The sequence below is a fragment of the Glutamicibacter sp. St.4D3 genome (assembly GCF_059728615.1).
On sequence record NZ_AP039380.1, the window covers coordinates 1481733 to 1501786 of the forward strand.

At 63.1% G+C, this 20054-nt stretch carries 19 protein-coding genes; 14 read left to right on the plus strand and 5 right to left on the minus strand.

All coding sequences use genetic code 11. From position 1 onward, the window contains the following. Positions 1 to 85 precede the first annotated feature (85 nt). From rpsP to AC6I21_RS06765, 8 genes are all read left to right on the plus strand, one after another. Positions 86 to 493 (plus strand): 30S ribosomal protein S16, encoded by a 408-nt coding sequence (gene rpsP / locus AC6I21_RS06730; protein WP_138178431.1) that lies wholly within the window; start codon positions 86 to 88, stop codon positions 491 to 493. A gap of 2 nt (positions 494 to 495) precedes the next feature. Next, the gene (locus AC6I21_RS06735) at positions 496 to 735 is read left to right on the plus strand and encodes an RNA-binding protein (RefSeq protein WP_054820390.1); all 240 of its coding nucleotides are present in this window, start codon (positions 496 to 498) and stop codon (positions 733 to 735) included. Between the two features lie 224 nt (positions 736 to 959). Further along, positions 960 to 1487 carry a ribosome maturation factor RimM gene (gene rimM, locus AC6I21_RS06740; protein ID WP_497763296.1) on the plus strand — a complete coding sequence of 176 codons (528 nt, stop codon included), beginning with the start codon at positions 960 to 962 and terminating at the stop codon, positions 1485 to 1487. 3 nt (positions 1488 to 1490) lie between these two features. Then, positions 1491 to 2300: a tRNA (guanosine(37)-N1)-methyltransferase TrmD gene (gene trmD, locus AC6I21_RS06745; RefSeq protein WP_497763297.1), complete on the plus strand. Its 810-nt coding sequence runs from the start codon at positions 1491 to 1493 to the stop codon at positions 2298 to 2300. Between the two features lie 238 nt (positions 2301 to 2538). Continuing rightward, on the plus strand, positions 2539 to 2898 hold the full coding sequence (gene rplS / locus AC6I21_RS06750; protein ID WP_138178428.1) for a 50S ribosomal protein L19: 360 nt from the start codon (positions 2539 to 2541) through the stop codon (positions 2896 to 2898). Between the two features lie 13 nt (positions 2899 to 2911). Then, entirely contained in the window at positions 2912 to 3559 is a 648-nt protein-coding gene (lepB, locus tag AC6I21_RS06755) for a signal peptidase I (RefSeq protein ID WP_497763298.1), read from the plus strand. 501 nt (positions 3560 to 4060) lie between these two features. Next, positions 4061 to 6250, plus strand: a complete 2190-nt coding sequence (locus AC6I21_RS06760) for a trypsin-like serine protease (protein WP_497763299.1) — start codon at positions 4061 to 4063, stop codon at positions 6248 to 6250. 182 nt (positions 6251 to 6432) lie between these two features. Next, positions 6433 to 6984 (plus strand): hypothetical protein, encoded by a 552-nt coding sequence (locus AC6I21_RS06765; protein ID WP_497763300.1) that lies wholly within the window; start codon positions 6433 to 6435, stop codon positions 6982 to 6984. A gap of 30 nt (positions 6985 to 7014) precedes the next feature. Here AC6I21_RS06765 and AC6I21_RS06770 read toward each other — a convergent pair whose 3' ends face one another. Continuing rightward, positions 7015 to 9672 carry a helix-turn-helix transcriptional regulator gene (locus tag AC6I21_RS06770; protein ID WP_497763301.1) on the minus strand — a complete coding sequence of 886 codons (2658 nt, stop codon included), beginning with the start codon at positions 9670 to 9672 and terminating at the stop codon, positions 7015 to 7017. Between the two features lie 630 nt (positions 9673 to 10302). On the opposite strand from AC6I21_RS06770, the gene lepB (AC6I21_RS06775) reads away from it, so the two are divergent. The 4 genes from lepB (AC6I21_RS06775) to AC6I21_RS06790 all read left to right on the plus strand — a co-directional run bounded on the left by lepB (AC6I21_RS06775) (position 10303) and on the right by AC6I21_RS06790 (position 13399). Then, on the plus strand, positions 10303 to 11007 hold the full coding sequence (gene lepB, locus AC6I21_RS06775; RefSeq protein ID WP_246049815.1) for a signal peptidase I: 705 nt from the start codon (positions 10303 to 10305) through the stop codon (positions 11005 to 11007). A gap of 230 nt (positions 11008 to 11237) precedes the next feature. After that, positions 11238 to 11966: a ribonuclease HII gene (gene rnhB, locus AC6I21_RS06780; protein WP_497763302.1), complete on the plus strand. Its 729-nt coding sequence runs from the start codon at positions 11238 to 11240 to the stop codon at positions 11964 to 11966. Then, positions 11966 to 12286, plus strand: coding sequence for a DUF2469 domain-containing protein (locus tag AC6I21_RS06785; protein WP_360027526.1), 321 nt, complete (start codon positions 11966 to 11968; stop codon positions 12284 to 12286). The genes rnhB and AC6I21_RS06785 overlap by 1 nt, the downstream gene beginning before the upstream one ends. A 255-nt stretch (positions 12287 to 12541) precedes the next feature. Beyond that, positions 12542 to 13399 (plus strand): hypothetical protein, encoded by an 858-nt coding sequence (locus AC6I21_RS06790; RefSeq protein ID WP_497763303.1) that lies wholly within the window; start codon positions 12542 to 12544, stop codon positions 13397 to 13399. Positions 13400 to 13527: 128 nt separating this feature from the next. Here AC6I21_RS06790 and AC6I21_RS06795 read toward each other — a convergent pair whose 3' ends face one another. The 4 genes from AC6I21_RS06795 to AC6I21_RS06810 form a co-directional block, all read right to left on the minus strand. After that, positions 13528 to 14409: a glycine betaine ABC transporter substrate-binding protein gene (locus AC6I21_RS06795; protein WP_497763304.1), complete on the minus strand. Its 882-nt coding sequence runs from the start codon at positions 14407 to 14409 to the stop codon at positions 13528 to 13530. 131 nt (positions 14410 to 14540) lie between these two features. Next, positions 14541 to 15428, minus strand: coding sequence for a glycine betaine ABC transporter substrate-binding protein (locus AC6I21_RS06800; protein WP_349291720.1), 888 nt, complete (start codon positions 15426 to 15428; stop codon positions 14541 to 14543). A gap of 143 nt (positions 15429 to 15571) precedes the next feature. After that, positions 15572 to 16465: an ABC transporter permease gene (locus AC6I21_RS06805; protein ID WP_360027515.1), complete on the minus strand. Its 894-nt coding sequence runs from the start codon at positions 16463 to 16465 to the stop codon at positions 15572 to 15574. Next, positions 16465 to 17733 (minus strand): quaternary amine ABC transporter ATP-binding protein, encoded by a 1269-nt coding sequence (locus AC6I21_RS06810; protein WP_054821561.1) that lies wholly within the window; start codon positions 17731 to 17733, stop codon positions 16465 to 16467. The genes AC6I21_RS06805 and AC6I21_RS06810 overlap by 1 nt, the downstream gene beginning before the upstream one ends. 428 nt (positions 17734 to 18161) lie before the next feature. Here AC6I21_RS06810 and AC6I21_RS06815 point away from each other — a divergent pair, with 428 nt between their 5' ends. Together AC6I21_RS06815 and AC6I21_RS06820 are read left to right on the plus strand one after the other, a co-directional pair. Next, complete coding sequence (locus AC6I21_RS06815) at positions 18162 to 18521, plus strand: YraN family protein (RefSeq protein WP_497763305.1); 360 nt, start codon at positions 18162 to 18164, stop codon at positions 18519 to 18521. After that, positions 18518 to 20053, plus strand: coding sequence for a YifB family Mg chelatase-like AAA ATPase (locus AC6I21_RS06820; RefSeq protein WP_497763306.1), 1536 nt, complete (start codon positions 18518 to 18520; stop codon positions 20051 to 20053). The genes AC6I21_RS06815 and AC6I21_RS06820 overlap by 4 nt, the downstream gene beginning before the upstream one ends. Position 20054 lies beyond the last annotated feature (1 nt).

Consider the following 20054-nt stretch of genomic DNA (forward strand, 5'->3'; position numbering starts at 1 on the left):
CCTTAGAACCAGCCCAGTATGGCTTGCCCCACAAGCGCAGAAACCGCTGGTTCGACCATGTTGAGAAACAGGAGTGACCACAAAAGTGGCCGTTAAAATTCGTTTGAAGCGCTTCGGCAAGATGCGCGCCCCTCACTACCGTGTGATCGTCATCGACTCGCGTGCCAAGCGCGATGGCCGTGCCATCGAAGAGATCGGTGAATACCACCCGACCGAGAACCCGTCGAAGATCCGCATCGACTCGGACCGTGCCCAGTACTGGCTGTCGGTTGGCGCGCAACCGACCGAGCAGGTGCACGCTCTGCTGAAGATCACCGGTGACTGGCAGAAGTTCAAGGGCATCGAGGGCCAGGAAGGCACCCTGAAGGTTGCCGAGCCGAAGCCCGAGTTCGTTGCCCCGCAGAAGGGTTCGGTGATCCTGCCGGAGGCCGTCACCCCGAAGGCTGACAAGCCGGCCGAGGCTGAAACCGCTGAAGCCACCGAGGCTGAGTAACCATGCTCGCAGATGCGCTTGACCATCTGGTGCGCGGCATCGTCGACGAGCCGGAGGACGTCAGGGTTGCCCTGAAGTCCACCCGGCGGGGAGACCTGCTGGAAGTGCGCGTGCATCCCGAGGACCTCGGTCGCGTGATCGGGCGTCAGGGCCGCACCGCACGGGCGCTGCGCACCGTGATGGCTGCGCTGGCCAACGAGCCGATCCGGGTCGATGTGATCGACACGGACCGCAACCGTTAGCCGCGAAACCTTGAAGTCTCGCGCAAGGTGACTTCACTGCAAGGGGAGTTCCCGCCCAACCAGGCGGGAACTCCCCTTGCGCTTTCCAACCCCTTGAATCACCCACCATCTTTTGCTGCTGCCGCACTAGACTATTGCCCAGACAGCACCACCGGCAGTTGCGGCCCGCCCGCCGCAACCGCCCCTAGAGTCACCGCCTTCCTAAGGAGAATGATCACCCCGTCATGCGCATGCAGGTTGCACGTATCGGCAAGCCCCACGGTATCCGCGGCGAAGTCACCGTCCAGGTCCTCACCGACGCCCCGGAGGAGCGCTTCGTCCAGGGCGCACAGTTCCACGTGGTCAACGGACCGGTCGAGCGGCTGACCATCCGCAGCGCCCGGTGGAACAAGGCCATCCTGCTGCTGGGCTTCGAGGAGATCGCGGATCGCAACGCCGCCGAGACACTGCGCCAGGCCCGCCTTGAATTCGACACCGAAGAAGAGCAGGAGGATGACCAGGACCAGTGGTACGAGCACGAGCTCGTGGACCTGAAGGTCATGCTGGAGGGCGAACAGGTCGGGGTCATCACCGAGATGCGCACCGGCACCGCCCAGGACCTGCTGGTCTTCAAGGGCAACGACGGTGAGGAGGTCTTCCTGCCGTTCGTTGAGGAATTCGTTCCGGAAATCGACCTGGAGGCCGGCACCATGACCATCACCCCGCCGGCCGGCCTGCTGGAGGTCAACCGCGAAGAGGGCGGGAAGAATTAGCCCATGCGCATCGATGTCATCTCGATCTTCCCGGAATACCTTGCTGCCCTAGACCTGTCGCTGATCGGCAAGGCCCGCACCCAGGGACTGCTGGATCTGAACGTCCAGGACCTGCGCGAGTACACCTACGACCGCCATCACAAGGTGGATGACACCCCCTACGGCGGGGGAGCGGGCATGGTCATGAAGCCCGAGCCCTGGGGTGAGGCGCTGGATGCGGTGCTGCAGACCCCCTCCAGCTCCGAACGTCCCACGCTCATCGTCCCCTCCCCGGCCGGAGCCGTGTTCAACCAGCAGATGGCCTATGAGCTGGCCGAGGAAGAGCACCTGGTCTTCGCCTGCGGACGCTACGAGGGCATTGACGAGCGCGTCATCGACTACGCGCACGAACACTTCAACGTCATCCCGGTGTCCATCGGCGACTATGTCCTAAACGGGGGAGAGGTGGCCGTGCTGGTGATGGTCGAGGCGATCGCCCGGCTGATCCCCGGGGTCATCGGCAACCCGGAGTCGCTGGTGGAGGAATCCCACTCGGATGTGCTGCTGGAATACCCCGTCTACACCAAGCCGGCCTCCTGGCGGGGCCGCGAGGTGCCCGAGGTGCTGCTGGGCGGCAACCACGGCCGGGTCGCCCGCTTCCGGCGCGACGCGCAGATCCAGCGTACCGCAGCCCGTCGCCCGGATTTGATCACCCAACTGGATGCCAACACGCTGAACCGCAAGGACCGCGACCAGCTATGGCATGCCGGGTTCGCGGTGCAGGATGGGCAGGTCATTCGCAAGTCCGAGCTGGACTGGGACGCGGAGTCGTAAATCACCGTGGCCCCGCCCACGGTGCGTTGGCACCAGGGCGCAGGGTTATGGCAGAATTAACTCTTGGTGTGTTTTGTCTTGCCGCCTGCCGCAGGGGGCGTTGCAGACATGAGGAACCACCGCACCGACAAGCTAGAGCCTTGTCGGTGGCTATGACGTTTCAAGGGCATGTGCACCGCACATGCGCCTTGCCAATAAGGACAGGTGACCTGCGGCAGTTGTCCTAGGAGATGCACCAATGCATATTCTCGACGAGCTGGATTCAGCTTCACTGCGCAACGATGTTCCCGATTTCGGTCCGGGCGACACCCTGAACGTTCACGTGAACATCATCGAAGGCAAGAACTCCCGTGTCCAGGTCTTCAAGGGCTACGTCCTTGGTCGCCAGGGCCGCGGTATCGGTGAGACCTTCACCGTCCGCAAGGTTTCCTTCGGCGTGGGCATCGAGCGTACCTTCCCGGTACACTCCCCGATCATCGACAAGATCGAGGTTGTGGCCCGCGGTGACGTGCGCCGTGCCAAGCTGTACTACATGCGCGACCGCCACGGTAAGGCAGCTCGCATCCGCGAGAAGCGCGAATTCGGCACCAAGAAGTAGTCCGCATTCTTCCATGAATCGGATTGCGCGCGCCGAGCGAGCAGTCACAAAGCGCCGGACCTGGTCTTGGGTCTGGCGCTTTGTCATTGCCGCCATCATCTTGGGATTCCTGGCCACCATCACCATCAGGGCCACGCTGCTGGATATCTACCACATCAAGTCGGTCTCCATGCAGCCCACGCTGAACCCCGGTGAATCCATTCTGGTGGACCTGCGCGCTTTCGGTGGGCAGGGACCAGAAAGGGGGGACATCGTGGTCTTTGACGGCCGCGGCTCCTTCCTGCCCTACCAGCGCGCCTCCTTCGCCGACACCATTTCCCGCACCCTGCACTGGAGCGGCTCCAACTCCAGTTACGTCAAAAGAGTCATCGGCGTGGGCGGAGACACCGTCGAATGCTGCAGCCCCGACGGACGGCTGATGGTTAATGGCCAACCCATCGAAGAAGAGTACGTCATGCGCGGCAATGCGCCCAGCGAACAGAAGTTCAGCGTCCAGGTGCCCGCAGGGCGGATCTGGGTGATGGGGGACCACCGCGAGAAGTCCGAGGACTCCCGCTCCCTGCTCGGCGCCAGCGGCGGGGGCATGATCCCAGTGGACCGGGTGCTGGGCGAAGTCACGGAAGTGATCTGGCCGCTGGAGAAGCGCCACCCCGTCGAGTAGCGCACCGACCTTGCGGTAGGACCACCACAGCAAGTTCCTCGCCGCGGGAAAGCAGCCGCACGCGGGCTGCACATTTAGATGTCATGGCTGATCAGGTCCTTATATGACGTGGCCGTGAAAAAGATTTTTAAGACGCTTGCGCGGGCGGTTCCGATTCTCCCTTTCCCGCTGTCCGAACGTGCGCCACGCGCGCATCGGCATTGCCCACCGGCGAAAGAACTCATGAATGTCATGTGTCACACTGCTCTGACCTCGGGCAAATAACAGTTGGTCGATCTCTAACTGCACGGGTCGGTGGCCCAGGAAACTCGTCTATGGCCGGTGACCAGCCGGTGACTAGGGAAGAGGCGCGACCGATTGCGGAGCGATGGCAAGATTCTTGCCTTGAAACTGATTATCTCCTGCGGATAGGGTTTCAATTTGGTAACACATCTGTGCCTTGCGTGTGATTAACAGCTGAGTTAGATCCGCCAGGTTTCACGCCAACTGGGAGAACCCTCTATGCCAAGTCCTCACCGTAAGATCGTGCAGCGTGGTGCCGTCGCGGTTGCCTCCACCGCCCTGGTGGTAGGCGGCAGCGTGCTGGCCTTTCCTGCTTCCGCAACAGAAGCACCAAACGACACCCCCGCCTCCTCATCTGCTTCTGAGGCCGCAGTCGATACGTCCGGCCTGAGCAAGGCCATTGAGCGCGATCTGAAGATGACGCCGGAGCAGTATGTGGCAGAATCCGAAGCCAATGTTCTGGCTGGCGAGCTGAAGAAGGCCTTAAGCATGGCGAAAATCGACGCCACCGTGCTCATCGAAGAAGGCGTAGTGGTCGTCCAAGTAGCTGATGTGCATCTGGAAGCCGCGAACGGAGTGATCGCTAAGACCCAGAAGTTCAAGGACATTGAGGCGGTTGCGGAAGCCACAGCGCAAAGCCCGAAGTCCACGGCGCCGAAGTCTAACGGATCAGACGAGTCTGACAATGACGACAAGGCCGCGGGAGCATCGAGGACGCCAAGCGGTCCAAAACGGACCAACAAGCCCGGTCGGTCCGTCACTGCTACCGGACAAGCAGAGGACAAGGAAAAGCACGAAAACTCGGGCGAGAAGAGTGTCGTCCTCAAGTCCGGTATTCCCTCCGACCCGATGGAGACCTTCGCTGCGCTGAAGCAGAACCTGGATCCCTCGCAATTTAAGCGGCTGACTTCTGTGACCAAGACCGCAGAAGGAATGATTCGTATTCGTGCGGCGGAACCGGCCAAGACCGAGCAGCGGCGTGGGGCGCGATCTTTGGCGACCGCAGAATCAGGCACCACCCTGGAAGGTTTCGACAAGGCCGTACCGAATGTCGAGTTGGTTTACGGTGGAGACCAGCCACATGCAATGCCAGCCGCGACCGAGGACATTTATGGGGGCATGGGATACCTGGCCTTCGCTGACGGGGGGCCCAAGCCCGGTGTGTGCTCAATGGGTTTCAACGCTTGGGACAAGAACGGCGAGGACGCCATTATTACCGCCGGTCACTGCTCCTCAGACGGAGCTCTGCAGTTAACCGCCGTGGTGGAACATTCCGCTCCAGGGCAAATCGAGGATCTTGGCGCTTTGCTCGGAACATTTGGTTTCAACCAATTCGGTCTGCCAAATAATCAGGGTGTCGACCGGATAGACCCAGTGGCTGAAAAATGGGAGCAAGGCACCGATATTGCAGTCATCGAGGACATCAATCCAGAACTTAGGCTTCACCCTGCCGTCTCAAAGTGGCCGGCTGGCAAAGATGAACGCGACGAAACACTGGCAATCACTGATTCGGGAGCTGCCTCCATAGGCGCCAAGGCGTGCAGCGTCGGACGGACCACTGGCTGGTCATGTTCCCGCATTATCGAAGAAGGAATCTTCCTTGTCGGCGGGATCGAGGACAAGGATGCAAGGGCTCGACCGGTCACGGGGTACATCGCGGAAAACCCGAATTTCTCCGTGGTAAACCAAGGAGACTCCGGCGGCGCCGTCGTTGTCGGCACCCGGGCGGTGGGCATCAACAGCGCCAACCAAGCTGGCGAGGACGGCAAGGAGTTCACCGACGACGACCTCGCGATGTACACCTCTTTGGCAGATGCCTCGGCGAAGACCCCGGTGAAGAACTACGAGATCAAACTGTTCGTAAACGCGCCGAAGGTCACTTCACCGCGCAATGGCAGCGAGATCGAACCCGGCTCCACGATCTCCGGTACCGTGGCCAAACCTGGACCCAACGCCAACGTTGAGGTTTTGGTGGACGGTGAAGTCATCGACACCGTCAAGGTCACCCGCGGTTCGTTCTCCTTCAAGGCCCCGCAGACTGAAGGAAATTTCGCTTTCGAACTGCGGGCCAAGAGCGGCAAGTTCAACGAATCCGAGCTGACGCCTGGCAATTACACGCTGGTGGCTCCGGAACCAAGCGAGCAGCCCACGCCTACGGAAGAACCCACCGAGGGCCCATCCGAGTCGGATGAGGCCACCCAGAGTCCTTCCCCGTCGCGGTCACCGACCAAGGACTCATCGGAGGAGCCCACCAAGTCCGAGTCCCCGAAGCAAACCGAGCAACCGGAGAAAGATCCGCTGGCAGACACCGGCTCGACTTCCATGCCTGTGCTGGCCATCGCAGGCGGTCTTGGCCTGACTGGCGCCCTTTTGTTGCTGCTGCGTCGATCCAAGCGTCGCCACGTCTAGTTTCCGGAAGTGATTCAGGACGCCTGACGACAGTAACGATTGAGAGGTGCTCCGGTTGCTCAACCGGGGCACCTCCCATTTAACACTCACCAATCTATTGGCTTGCTATACGCGTCATTCACTAGGCTCAAAGACAGAAGACCGGGTCCCTTGGCCTCGGTAGAAAGAAGTGAGAGACCTGGATGAATAAACTTCAAAGGCTCAAGGCGGCTGGCACCGCAGCGGTGCTCACTTTCGCGCTTTCTGCCTGCGCCAGCGGCGGTGGTGCGCCGAGCACGCCAAGCGATTCCGCGTCCGAAGAACAGCAAACACCGGAGAACGCCGTGGATCATGAACAGCTGTTGAACCTCAACGACCGACTCTCATCTTCATTGGGTGCCGCGTACGTGCAAGGCTGGATCGAAAACGACGAGCTGCACGTCGCCACTAGTGATCAGTCCAAGGCGCAGGAGATTGAAGAGGCCGGGGCTGTCGCAGAAGTGGTCGACTTCAGCTCGCAGCAACTACGGGATGCGATTGGTGAGATCATGAGCTGGCAATCCAAGCAGGAGCCGGAAATCGCCAACGCCATCCATGGGTACTCGATCAGTGCCAAGGACGGTGGGCTGATTCTCCGTGTGGATTCCAAGCACCTGGACCAGGTGAGGCAAATGCTGGAGCAGGATCAGCCAGCAGGGGATGTCCAGCTGACGTTTACCCCAAGCTCGGGGATCGCGAGTCCGGCAGCGGGGTAGTGGCGAAAACCTACACCGCTGACCGTGGAGCTATGCCCGCGGCGCTGCAACGCTCGCGTACCGGGCGGCCAACTGCTGCCGGTTGCGAGTTCCCGTACGTCGGTACAGCTTGGTGAGTCGGGCCTCGACGGCGCTGACCGAGATGAACAGTTCCTTGGCGATGGCCTTGTTGGTCAACCCGTCATGGATCATCCGAACTACGGCAATCTCTTCACGGCTCAGGCTCAGGGGAGTGTTGCGGGAAGTGGCTGCCACTGGAGCTTCCAGGTCCTCCAGGTTCGCCATCCACCCCCGAGCACCAAGACTGCGGTACAGGGCCCGTGCTGCCTGTAGATGCTCCCTTGCCGCCTCGTTGCGGCCCATCGAGCGGAGCCGCTGACCAAAGCAATGGCGCAGGCGCGCCAACTCAAACGTGTTATCCGAGCCCGTCCAGTCATCGAGCAATTGCTGGAACCGAGTCAGGGAGGCCGTGCCCTGCATGGCCAGCGACTGGGCGCAGCGCATTGCCAGCTTCGGACGCCGCCCAGGAACGGCGGCCATGATCTCTTGCCGTGAGCGATACTCATCTACGGCTTCTTCGGTGCGCCCCAGCATCGCCAGGGCCTCAATCAGTGCGCAGGTGGCCCTGACATAGCGCAGATTCCCCGGGCCCTGATGCAGCCGCAGCGTTCGCCGATAGGCTTCCACCGCTGCCGGATAGTCCCCGGTCATTAATCCCCGGTCACCGGCCATCATCGCGATCCGGGAGAGCAGCATCGGAGAACTCTCGCCCAGGATCCGTGGTTCCAGTGACTGGAAGTACCACTCGGCCATGTCCGCGCGGTTCTTGTTCATCCAATACCAGGCCTGGATTAGCTGGGGGATAGGGCTGAGCAAGGCCGGGCCATCGGCTGCGATCCAGCGTTCAACCAGTTGCATGGCCCGGGGATAGTTCTGATTTAGGATCGCGTTGGCCGCGTTCAGGAGCAGCAGCAAGCGTTCCATGAGCGGGCTGGCGCCTTCCAGGGCGGCAGCCAGCCGCGAAAAGACCTCCCGGGCTTCCAGGAAGCAGTCCGTGGTACTCAGCCCAACCCCGAGGGCCAGCATGAGAATCCCATCGCCCGGCTCCTTCGGGACCACCGGCAACTGGTGAAACCGGTCCATCAGCTGCTGCCGGTCGTGGTTTAGGGCAGCGCACAACAACTGCGCCGCTTCGTACTCAGGGCCCTTGGCTTCGGGGAAGCGTGAGACCAGCTCGGTGGCCTGGGCGGTGAGGCTTTCGGTTTGCTGATGATCCTCCCGCAGGGCGTATTCAGCGGCCAGTGCGCCAAGCAGGCGAACGCAGCCTTGCGGTTCAACGTTCTCCAGTTCGCTGATGGGCGCCGCGTGCTGGTTCTTGGCCGTGACGCGGCCCTTCAGAGTGGACAGCTGGACGTCCAAGGTTGCCAAGGCCAGTGACGCTGCCGGGTCCAGGGGCAAGCGGCGGCCGAAGCGCACATACCTGCGGGCGGCTTCCAGCTGCAGGTGTTCGCAGAGAATTTCGGCCAGGTGGTGCAGTGCCTGGGGCAGGTGTGTACCGGTAACCGGCAACAGCAGCCCCCGCTCGGCCACCTCGATGGCGGCGGCAACTTGTCCTTGTTCCACCAGTTGTCCGGCCGCTGCAACGAGCTCACTGGCGGTTACCCCGAGCTGATCCACATACGTGCGGTGGTAGAGCTTCAAGGTGGGGTCCTCACCGTGCTCCTGCAGGTGCCGGTGCAGTGACTGGCGTTCGGTCAAGTTCAGTCCCCAGTACAGTGTTGACCGCAGGGCGGGGTCCGAGATCTGCACGTGACCGTCCGCGCCCATCAGGAATCCGCGCTGCTCCAGCTCATCAATGCAACTGACGGCCCCGGGCTTCAGTGCCAGGACCGCAGAACGTTCGGTGACTGGGGCGGCGGCAAGCAGCGTCAGCACCTGCTGGTGTTCTTCTTCCAGCCGCGCAACCACCTTGGAAAGTTTGCCGGTGCGCTCGGTGCCCACCGGCAGGGGAAGGGTCAGCGGCAACTCACCGGCCTGAGCCTGCCGCTGCAACCTCTCCAGTTGTTCAATGATGGACCCGGGCATGCCCCGGCTTGTGGTGGTGGTGAAATGAAGCACGGACGGGTCGGCATCCACCCCGGCGGTTTCGCGGGCCAGGGCCAGCGATTCGGCCTCGGTAAGCCCGCGCAATTTCAGGATCTCCCATCCGGCCAGGGGCTCGGGGATGGGTCCTGAGGCCACGGTGACAATAAACTTCGCCCGGTTGCGTTGCAGCCAGGTGCTCATGAATCCCAGCGCTTCTAGACTGGCTTCGTCCATCAGATCCACATCATCGAGCAGGATTACCGTGCCGGGGGTGACCAGGGCGGGAAGCTTGGCGTGCAGGTGCCGGGCGACCGCGTAGGAATCCACACCCTGCCCCGGCGATTGAGGCAGGAAATGGTCCAGGGCCAGGGGTTCGGCCAGGTCCAGCTCGGAGAGCAGCTTGATCAGTGAGGACAACGGCCAGTTTGTTTCCATGGGGCTGATCCGCAGCAGCACGTGCGGGTGAGCCCCCAACTCGTGCTGCAGCTGACGCAGCAGCCAACTCTTGCCGGCTCCGGAGGCGCCGGATACCACCAGTGCCACTTCACGGGAGCCGGTGGCCTTGGATAGGAGAGTGTTCAGCAGATTTCGGCGGCTACGCATGCTGCGCCTCCTGATCCCACCCCAAACGCGGCGACGAGTTCGTCCCGTGCACGCAGCTGGTCGTCGTTGCCTCTGGTTTCACCAGATTGCCCCCAAGATTTCCAAGGTCGTACTGTCTCTTGCTCGGTTGGCTCCCCAGCCACCACACGCGCCTTTAGTCAACAAGTATAGACGAATGCATCTTTCGGCCTGCGACGCAGCCCTTGTCGTGAAGCACCGATGGAAAACAAGCGCATGCGCACTCGCTCCCTTTGGGGTGTTGGGGTTCTCCCCAATCCTTCATTGCAGGTACTAGCCAGGATTGGCAAGCAGGAGGACTCTGGAGAGGTCGGACTCACGCCCGGCCTTCTGTGCTGCATGTCAGTTCCTGGAACGCAGCGCTGGAGACGGGGTGTTAGGCAGAGATTTATGGGGGATCGCTGCCGCCGGATTCCGCGCCTCAGCGGAATCCGGTGCCGACGTTTTTAGGATTCTCTCCTTGGTGGCTCAATAGCGAGATTCTCGCGCCTTCATCGGAACCAGCGGTGGAATGATCTGGGGAGCTTCGTTGCCACGTGGCGCAGCGGTCGGCAGCACCTGCGATGCGATATTGTGAAATGCACGCAGATTAAGCCGTACCTAAGGGGACACGTGAGCGCCGAACCCGGTGAAGCCAACTCGAATGATGCAGGATTTCTGTTGAAGCTCTGGCGCATGGTGCGCGAGATCGTGGTCATCCTGGTGATTGCCATCGGCCTGTCCCTGATCATCAAGACGTTCTTCTTCCGAGCCTACTTCATCCCTTCCGGGTCGATGGAGAACACGCTGCAGATTGACGACCGGATTTTTGCGAACCTGATGGTTCCCGGCCCCTTCGACCTGAACCGCGGGGACGTGGTGGTGTTTCGCGACGATGACGCCTGGCTGCCGCCGGTCCAGACCGAGCAGTCCGGTTTCGACAAGGCGCTGAGCTTCATCGGCCTGTTGCCGGACCAGGGCGAACAGTACCTGGTCAAGCGAATCATTGGCATGCCCGGCGACACCGTCGAGTGTTGCTCAGCCGACGGGCGGATCAAGGTTAACGGCGTGGAAATCGACGAACCTTATATTTACCCGGGGGATAACCCCAGCGACATCCCGTTCTCGGTGACCGTGCCGGAGAACAAGCTCTGGGTGCTGGGTGATCACCGCGGTGCGAGCGCCGACTCGCGTTACCACATGGACACCGAGGGCGGATTCGTGGACATGGAAACCGTGCAGGGCAAGGCCCAGGTCATCTCCTGGCCCATGGATCGCTGGGGCGTAGTCGACTCGCACCGCGAAGTCTTTGACAACGTGCCGGATCCTGCCCGATAAGCCCGGCGCTCAGTCGTTTGCTGATCTACCTCCATAGCACGGCGATCCCGCGCCGTCGCGTTGCAAAGGCGTTTTAATTTCAGGCTGTGCCCTGGTGCGACCGGCGCCGATCGCACCGTCGTCACCCGATGGGTCCGGTGGGGTGACGGCAGCGAACCGGAAAGTGCGCTATCGTGATCGACACAGACCGCTAACGGCTCAAAACCACGAAAGAGGAAGCTGGCGAATTCGTGCCACGGAAAACTAAAGGCAGTCCCACCACCCTGGAGCATGAACGGGCCCTGGCCGCAAGCGGCAGCTACCGGTACGTTGGCGCCGTGGACGAGGTCGGCCGCGGCTCCCTGGCAGGACCGGTCAGCGTCGGAATGGTGGTCATCGACATCGAATCGGTCACCGAATACCCGGAACTGCGGGACTCGAAAATGCTCGAACCCCAGGTGCGCGAATCCATGGTCGAGGCCATCCGCTCCTGGGCCGTGGGGCACGGGGTGGGGCACGCCACCCCGGCCGAAATCGACCGGCTGGGGATCACCGCCGCGTTGCGGCTGGCCGGCACCCGCGCCGCCGCCCAATGCGCCATCCAGGCCCAGGCGGCCCTGGTGGACGGCAGCTACGACTGGCTTTCGGCCAAGGAAGCCGACCTGTTTGACCTGCTGAAGGCCGACACCGAGCCCTCCGGCCTGCAAATCCCGGTGCGCACCCTGATCAAGGGGGACATGACCTGCCAGGCGATCGCCGCGGCCTCCATCCTGGCCAAGGTGGAACGCGACGGCATCATGACCGCCGCCGCGCAAACCCACCCGCACTACGGGTGGGAGGTCAACAAGGGGTACGCCACCGCCAGCCACCGGGCGGCGATCACCGAGCACGGTCCATGTGCCCTGCACCGGATGAGCTGGCGCTTGACTTCCGAAACGAAAAAGACCAAGAGTGAAGCCATGGGAAGTGGGAAAGACTAATGGCGAGCGAAGATCTGGAAAACTACGAATCAGACCTGGAACTGCGGCTCTACCGCGAATACAAGGACGTGGTCTCGCTCTTCAACTACGTCGTCGAAACGGAGCGCCGCTTCTACCTGGCCAACCAGGTTGAACTCAAAACCCTGAGCAACGCCGGGGAGGTCTACTTCGAACTGAGCCTGACCGACGCGTGGGTGTGGGACATCTACCGCCAGGGCCGGTTCGTGAAGTCAGTGAAGGTGCTGACCTTCAAGGACGTGAACATCGAGGAACTGAACCGCAACGAACTGCAGATCCCCAAGGACGAGATGGGCCAGTAGCTTCAGCGCTTCCTCATGGAGGATATTGTCCCCGCGTGATCTTGGGCCCTTCGGTAGGCCGGGCAGCACACCGCTGCACCCCGGTTTACCACAGGGCCCTTGGCGTTTTCCCCGTCTGTTGGGTGCCCGTCCACCCACCGGTTCCCGCGGCGTAACCCCTCGCATGCGATAGAATTCAACCTTATTAAACTTGTGCGGACGGACTCGGGACTTCGGACCGGGTCCGTCCGCCAGCGAACTGGGGACGGGAACCAATTGAAGAACAGCCCACTGCGCCGCGGCGCAGCATTGGCCATGGCCGGAGGCCTGCTGCTCTCCGGCTGCGCGGCAACCAATGCCGACACCCAGACACCCGAACCCATCACCGCCTCCGCAAGCCAGAAGAATGAGGCCATTGAGCGGGTCCGCGAGGCGAACCCCGACCACCTGGGCGAGGGGCTGGTGTACAAGCAGCCGGGGACGAACGCGCAGGGCAAATACATCATCCTCGGCGCGGACCCGGACTCGTCGCTGGCCAGCTACGAGGCGCCGAAGTGGGCGGCCGTGGGCGAGTCCTGGAGCGAAAGGGAGATGGCGCAGCTGCAGGTGCAGGCCGTGGACTTTGTCTACTCCCAGATCCTCTCCGGCCCGGCCCTGGGCGGCAGCAAGGCGGACATTGACCGCCAGGTCGAGCAGATGAGCGCGCAGTTCAGCCAGCTAGCCCAGGGGGAGGGGGCCAAGCAGACGCTGGCCACCGTGTTCGCACAGCCCATCAAGCAGAACCCGTTCCTAGTGTGGAGCGATGCGAAGGCGAACAACTTCGCCGGCTACGAGCCCTACCAGGACGCCGGATCCAGCCGCATGCTGAACCCCACGGTGAAGATCAAGTCCGCCCACTCCTACGACAAGGGCGAAGTGCTGGAGGACGGGAACACCGCAGAGATCAACGGCGCCACCGTCAACGTGGTGGCCAGCTTCGAATGGAAGCTGACCAAGGACGGCAAGCGGTACGCGAAGCCCATGGAACTGGAATACGGGGTGCACTTCAGCAAGACCGAGCAGGACACCGGCCTGCACGGTGCCACCCTGGTCAACGGCGCCACCGACGCGAAGCCGAAGCCCGCGAAGTTCTAGCCGGTTTCCGCTTCGGTCAAACACCACGGTCGCTGCCATGAACCCCGTGCGGGGGCCTGGCAACGACCGTGGCGTGCTTTAAGCTGCGACCGGCAACGGCCGCGCTGGATCTGCCGATCCGGGGGCTACTAGGAGGTCATGCCCTCAACGTAGTCCTTGTTGTCTTCCATCCACTGCTTGACCAGCGGCTGGTAGTCATCGGTGTCGTTCTCCACGAACAACAGGTTCTCCAGGTCGTAGAGCTGGTCCAGGCTCATCTCAAAGTCCTGCAGCCACTGGTTGACCTCGGGGAAGTCATCGGCAAACCCGGTACGACTGTAGATGCTCAATTCCTCATCGGTATTCAGCACGCCCTTGGGGTCCTCCAGGTTCTTGAGCGGGAACTGGCTGTAGGCCCAGTGCGGCTGCCAGAGGGTCACCAGCACGTTCTCCTTCGCGGTGGTGGCCGCCTTCACCTCGGCGAGCATGGCCGCGGTCGAGCTGGTGGCAAACTCCATGTCCTGCAGCCCGTAGGCGGGGATCACCTCGTTCTCCATGGAGTTCACGATGCCCGAGCCCGGTTCGATGCTCACGATCTTGTTGCCGAACAAGTCGGCCTTTTCGGCCAGCTCGTCAATCGAATCAATGGGCGCGTCCTCGTTCACCGCCAGGGTCAGGGCGGCGTTGCCCTCATCGTTCCAGACCCCCACCTTTTTCAGGTCATCCTCGTACTGCTCGATGAACGAGGCGTGGGTGATGGGCATCCACACGTCGGTGGTGAAGTCGTAGTCGCCCTGGGACAGTCCGGTCAGCGCGGGGGCCAGGTCCGCGTACTCCAGTTCGACGTCGTAGCCCTTCTCCTCCAGCACCGCCTCCCACAACAGGCTGGTCGCCAGCGCCTCATCCCAGCCGTTGAAGACGGCCAGCTTGATTTTCTTGTCCGCATCATCCGCTCCGGCGGCACTGCACCCGGTCAGGGCCAGGGCGGAGGCAGCGGCGATGGCCGAGAGCTTCAGTGTGGTTTTCTGCATGGGCAAAAACATCCTTTCCAAGGGGGTGATATGAAAAAGGCCGCCGCCGGGTGAGCCCGCGGTAGGCGGGACCCGGCGGCGGCCGGGGGTCCAGGCGAACTGGACCACAAAAAGAACTTGGCAGGGGGCTACTAGGAGGTCATGCCCTCAACGTAGTCCTTGTTGTCTTCCATCCACTGCTTGACCAGCGGCTGGTAGTCATCGGTGTCGTTCTCCACGAACAACAGGTTCTCCAGGTCGTAGAGCTTGTCCAGGTCCATCTTGAAGTCGCCCATCCACTTGGCGACCTCGGCGTGGTCCTCGGAGAAGCCGTCACGCGCGTAGGTGTGCAGCGACTCGGTGCCGCCCAGCGCACCCTTGGGGTCTTCCAGGTTCTTGATCGGGAAGGAGGCGTAGGCCCAGTGCGGCTCCCAGAGGGTGACGACCACGTCCTCCTTCGCATCGGTCGCGGTCTTCAGCTCGGCCAGCATCGCGGAGGTGGAGCTGGTGGTGAAGTCCATGCCCTCCAGGCCGTACTCCGGGATCACCGAGGATTCCATGGTCTTGGTCAGCCCGGCGCCGGATTCGATGCCCACGATCTTGTTGCCGAACTTGTCGGCATTGTCGGCCAGCTCCTCCAGGGAATTAATGTCCGAGTCCTTGTTGACCGCCACGGTCAGCTTCGACTCCTCGTTCCAGGCGCCCAAATCCTCGATCTGGTCGCCGAACTTGTCGATGTAGTCCTTGTGGGTCACCGGCAGCCACACGTCGGTGGTCAGGTCGTAGTCGCCCTGGGACAGGCCGGTGAACAGCGGCGCGACGTCCGAGTACTCCAGCTTCACATCGTAGCCCTTCTCCTCCAGCACCGCCTTCCACAGCTCACTGGTGGCGATGCCCTCATCCCAGCCGTTGAACACGGCGATGGTCAGTTCCTTGTCATTGCCCTCGGCCTGGTTCCCGCCGTCGCTGCCGCAGGCGGTCAGTGACAGGGCGGCCGCGGCGGTCAGGGCGCCGAACTTCAGCAGACGATTCTTCATCATGAGTGTTATCCCTTTCCGTGGCGCTACGGTCTTTCCGCGCCGCCACCGGCACCGTTGCCGGTGCCCGCGGCGGGATCGGTGTGTGGCCGGATCCCGCCGGTCAGTTCTTCAGTACAGGTTCAAAGCTGCAGTGCGTGGTGCCCTTAGGCGGCCAGCTCCTGCTGCCTGGCGGTCTTGGCCGCCTTGCGCTTCTTCATCAGCAGGGCGAACAGGCCCGAGCGCTTGCCGAACGCGTTGGTCAGCCGGTCCAGGATCATCGCCAGGATCACCACGGCCAGCCCGGCCTCAACGCCCAGGGCCGTATCCAGGCGGGAGAGCGAGGCGATCACGTCGCCACCCAGGCCGCCGGCGCCGACCATGCCGGCGATCACGACCATGGACAGGGCCAGCATGATGACCTGGTTGACCCCGGCCATGATGGTTGGCAGCGCCAAGGGCAGCTCGATCTGGCGCATGATGCGCCCGGGGGAGGAGCCGAAGGCCTGCCCGGCCTCCACCACTTCCTTGTCCACCGAGCGGATGCCCAGTTCGGTGAAGCGCACGCCCGGGGCCAGGGCGAAGATGATGGTGGCCACGATGCCCGGGGCCACCCCGACGCGGAAGAGCATCAGCGCCGGGATCAGGTACACGAACGCCGGCATGGTTTGCAGGAAGTCCAGCACCGGGCGGATCACGTTGGAGAACGCGTGGGACTTGGCCGCCCAGATGCCCAGCGGCAGCGCGATCACCAGCGCCCAGAACGTGGCCACCAGCACCAGGGCCAGGGTGACCATGGCGTTGGACCACTGGTCCATGGCCACGATCAGCAGCAGCCCGATCACCGAGCCGAGCATGAACTGCCAGCCGCGGGCCAGCAGCGCGATCAGCGCCACGATGATGGTGATGACCCAGAACGGGGGAGTGGAGAGCACCACTTCCACCGCGTCATACATTTCCACGAAGATCGCGCGCAGCACCCGGAACAGTCCGTCCAGGTTCTTCACGATCCAGTCAACGCCGTCCTCGGCCACGTCTCCGATGGGGATACGGAATTCCACTAGTTCACCTCCGGGCTGCTCATCAGCGCTTGTTCAACCACATCGCTGGGCAGCGGCTTGTCCAGGATCGTCATCTCCTCGGTGGGCGGGTTGGTCTGGGCCAGGGCGGCCAGCAGGGTCACCCGCGGGATCACCCCGAGCAGCCGGTGCTCGGCGTCGGTGACCGCCACCGGCAGCCGGGATTCGACCGAGGGGACGAACAGGTCCACCAGCGGGGTGTCCCGGTCCACGGTCTCCAGCTTCTGGATCTTGGCCTCGATCGAGCTTTCCCCGGCGCGCACCAGCTTGAGCGCATCGCGGTCGGTGATCATCCCCAGCACCTTCCGGTCCCGGCCGGTGACGATCGCGGCGGAGAGGAACTGGTCGCGCATGGTGCGCAGCGCCGAACGCGGTCCGGCGTTGGCCTGGATCACCGCGCGGGTCGGCTCCATCACCGAGGAGGCGGTCAGCACCCGGGCGCGGTCCACGTCCTGCACGAACTGGGCCACGTAGTCGTTGGCCGGGTCGGTGAGGATCTCCTCCGGGGTACCCACCTGCACGATCTGCCCGTCGCGCATCACCGCGATCCGGTCCCCGAGGAACATCGCCTCGTTCAGGTCGTGGGTGATGAACACGATGGTCTTGTTCAAGGTGGCCTGCAGCTCGACCAGCTGTTCCTGCATTTCGCGGCGGATCAACGGGTCCAGGGCCGAGAAGGCCTCATCCATCAGCAGCAGGTCGGTGTCGGCCGCCAGTGCGCGGGCGATGCCCACACGCTGCTGCATGCCGCCGGAGAGCTCCGAGGGCATCTTCTCGCCCCAGCCATCCAGGCCCACCATCTTCAGCATCTTCGCGGCCGAGGCCAGGCGTTCGCTCTTGCCCACGCCCTGCTGTTCCAGCGGGTAGGCCACGTTTTCCAGCACGGTGCGGTGCGGCAGCAGCGCGAAGTGCTGGAAGACCATCGAGACCCGCTTGCGGCGCACCTCACGCAGGTGCTTGGCCGAAATCCCGGTGATCTTGTCCCCGCCCAGGCTCACGGTGCCGTCGGTGGCATCCCACAAGCCGTTCAGGGTGCGGATCAGGGTCGATTTGCCGGAGCCCGAAAGGCCCATGACAACAAAGATTTCGCCTTCCTTGACTTCGAAGGAGGCATCGATGACAGCTGCGGTCGTGTGGGAGGGCAATTGGTCCCTCGTCGAGCCAGCTTTAAGCTTTTTGACCGCTTCTTTCGGTTTACGGCCGAAGACCTTGTACAGGTTCTCGACCTTCACGGCGATATTGGTGGTCATGTTCTCCACTGCCCGCCTGGCGCCCATCGGGCGTCACGGGCTGGTAGCGGGCCGCAGGATTTTGGCGCCCGACAACGTGCCCGGCGGAACTGAAAAATGCGAGTGTTCATCCTGACTGACGCGGCCCAAATCAGTAACTTCTGGACCGCGTATGGCCCTTGGTTTCCTTGCTGGCGGTCGTGTCGGACGCGTCGCCGCCAATAACCGAGCGTAACAAGATCAAACGAAAAAGCACACTTTGACCGGCACCATTCCCCTCGAAATATGTCCAAGTGTAAGCACGGTTTTCCGCAGAATGACGCGGCAAAAGAGGTTGTTATGGAAATGTTATGGATCACTATCCACAACCGGTCGCCTCCACCGTCCGGGGAAGGTGCCCGCGCACATACTGGTCACATGGATTCGCACTTCACCGGCAGGGGGCAGACATGGACAACCACAACCAGCGGCTGGGGGTGCGCGGGGAGAGCATTGCGGCGGCCTTTTTGGCCAGCCGGGGCCACGAGGTCATGGCGCGGAATTGGCGCTGCCAGCGGGGTGAATTGGACCTGGTGACCCGAAGCGGTGGACACATAATGGCCATCGAAGTCAAAACTCGAACCAGCGACAAATTCGGCAGCGCTTTTGACGCAATTTCCCGGCAAAAGTACGAGCGAATCCAACGTCTATTGCTCGAATGGTCGAGGGAAAAGCGAATATGGTTACCCGAACTAAGGGTGGATGTGATCTGCATTTACCCCGAGCCCGGAGGCTGGCGGATCGAGCACCACCAGCGGGTGGCGTTATGACGCTGGCACGCACGCGCTGCGTGGCCCTGGCCGGGCTGGGCGGCGCCATGGTGGAGGTCGAGGCGGATCTGGGCAACGGCATCCCGGGCTTCGTGATCCTGGGGCTGCCCGACGCGGCGCTGCGTGAGGCCCGCGAACGGATCAAGGCCGCGGCCCGCAACACCGGCATCGCACTGGCCAACCGGAAACTGACCGTGAACCTGTCCCCGGCAACCATGCACAAGCAGGGCTCCGGCTTCGACCTGGCCATCGTGCTGGCCGCGCTGAGCGCCGACCGGCAGATCAGCGCCTGCCCGCACACCGTATACCTGGCCGAACTCGGACTGGATGGAACCCTGCGACCCATCCCGGGCATCCTGCCCGCGGTGCGCCTGGCCATGGCCGCCGGCGCCACGCACTTCTGGGTGGCACAACAGAACGCGGCCGAGGCGCGGCTGGTCCCCGGGGCCACCGTGGACTGCGCCGAGCACCTGGGCCAGGTGCTTGAACGCTTCGGCGCCCCGGCCGAGTACCTATCGGTCCGCGCCCGGCACCAGCCAAGCCAGGCGGTTACCGTACCGGCCGCGCCCACCGTCCCGGACCTGGCCGAAGTCAATGGCCAGCAGGAGGCCCGCCTGGCCCTGGAGCTGGCGGCCGTGGGCGGGCACCACCTGCTGATGACCGGGCCGGCCGGCGTCGGCAAGACCCTGCTGGCCCGCTGCCTGCCCGGCATCCTCCCGCCGCTGGATGATGCGGCGGCGCTGGAAGTCACCGCGATCCGCTCCATCACCGAACACGCCGGCAACGAGTTCACGTCCCTGCAGCACACGCCACCGTTTATTGCCCCGCACCACACCGCATCCACCGTCTCCCTGCTCGGCGGCGGCACCAGGAACATCCACGTGGGTGCCGTGACCCGCGCCCACCGCGGTGTCCTGTTCCTGGATGAGGCTCCCGAATTCCCCTCCGGCGTGCTGGACGCGCTGCGCCAACCGCTGGAGGACGGATATGTGAACATCGCCCGGGCCAAACTTCATGCCCAGCTGCCGGCCCGGTTCCAGCTGCTGCTGGCCGCCAACCCCTGCCCCTGCGGCCGCAATTACGGGACGGGACTGGCATGCACCTGCACCCCCATGCAGCGCCGCCGCTACTTCAGCCGACTCTCCGGTCCCATCCTGGACCGCATCGACCTGCAGCTGCAGCTGAACCCGGTCCCGGCCGCGACCCTGCTGGGCAAACAACGCAACGAATCCAGCGCCCAGGTCCGGCAACGCGTGCTCGCCGGACGGGAACGCTGTGCCCAACGCCTGGCGCCGTGGAACATCCGCACGAACGCCGCCATCCCCTCCGAGGTCCTGCGCCACGAACTGCCCTACCACCGGCAGGTGCGCGGGCGTCTGGAGCAGCTGGCCACCCGCGCCCAACTCTCGGCCCGGGGAATGGACCGTGTGCTGCGCGTCGCCTGGAGCATTAACGACGTCGAAGGTGGGACGACTCCCACGGTCGATGCCCTTGAACTTGCCGTCCACCTGCGACAGAAAATAGAAAGTTGAG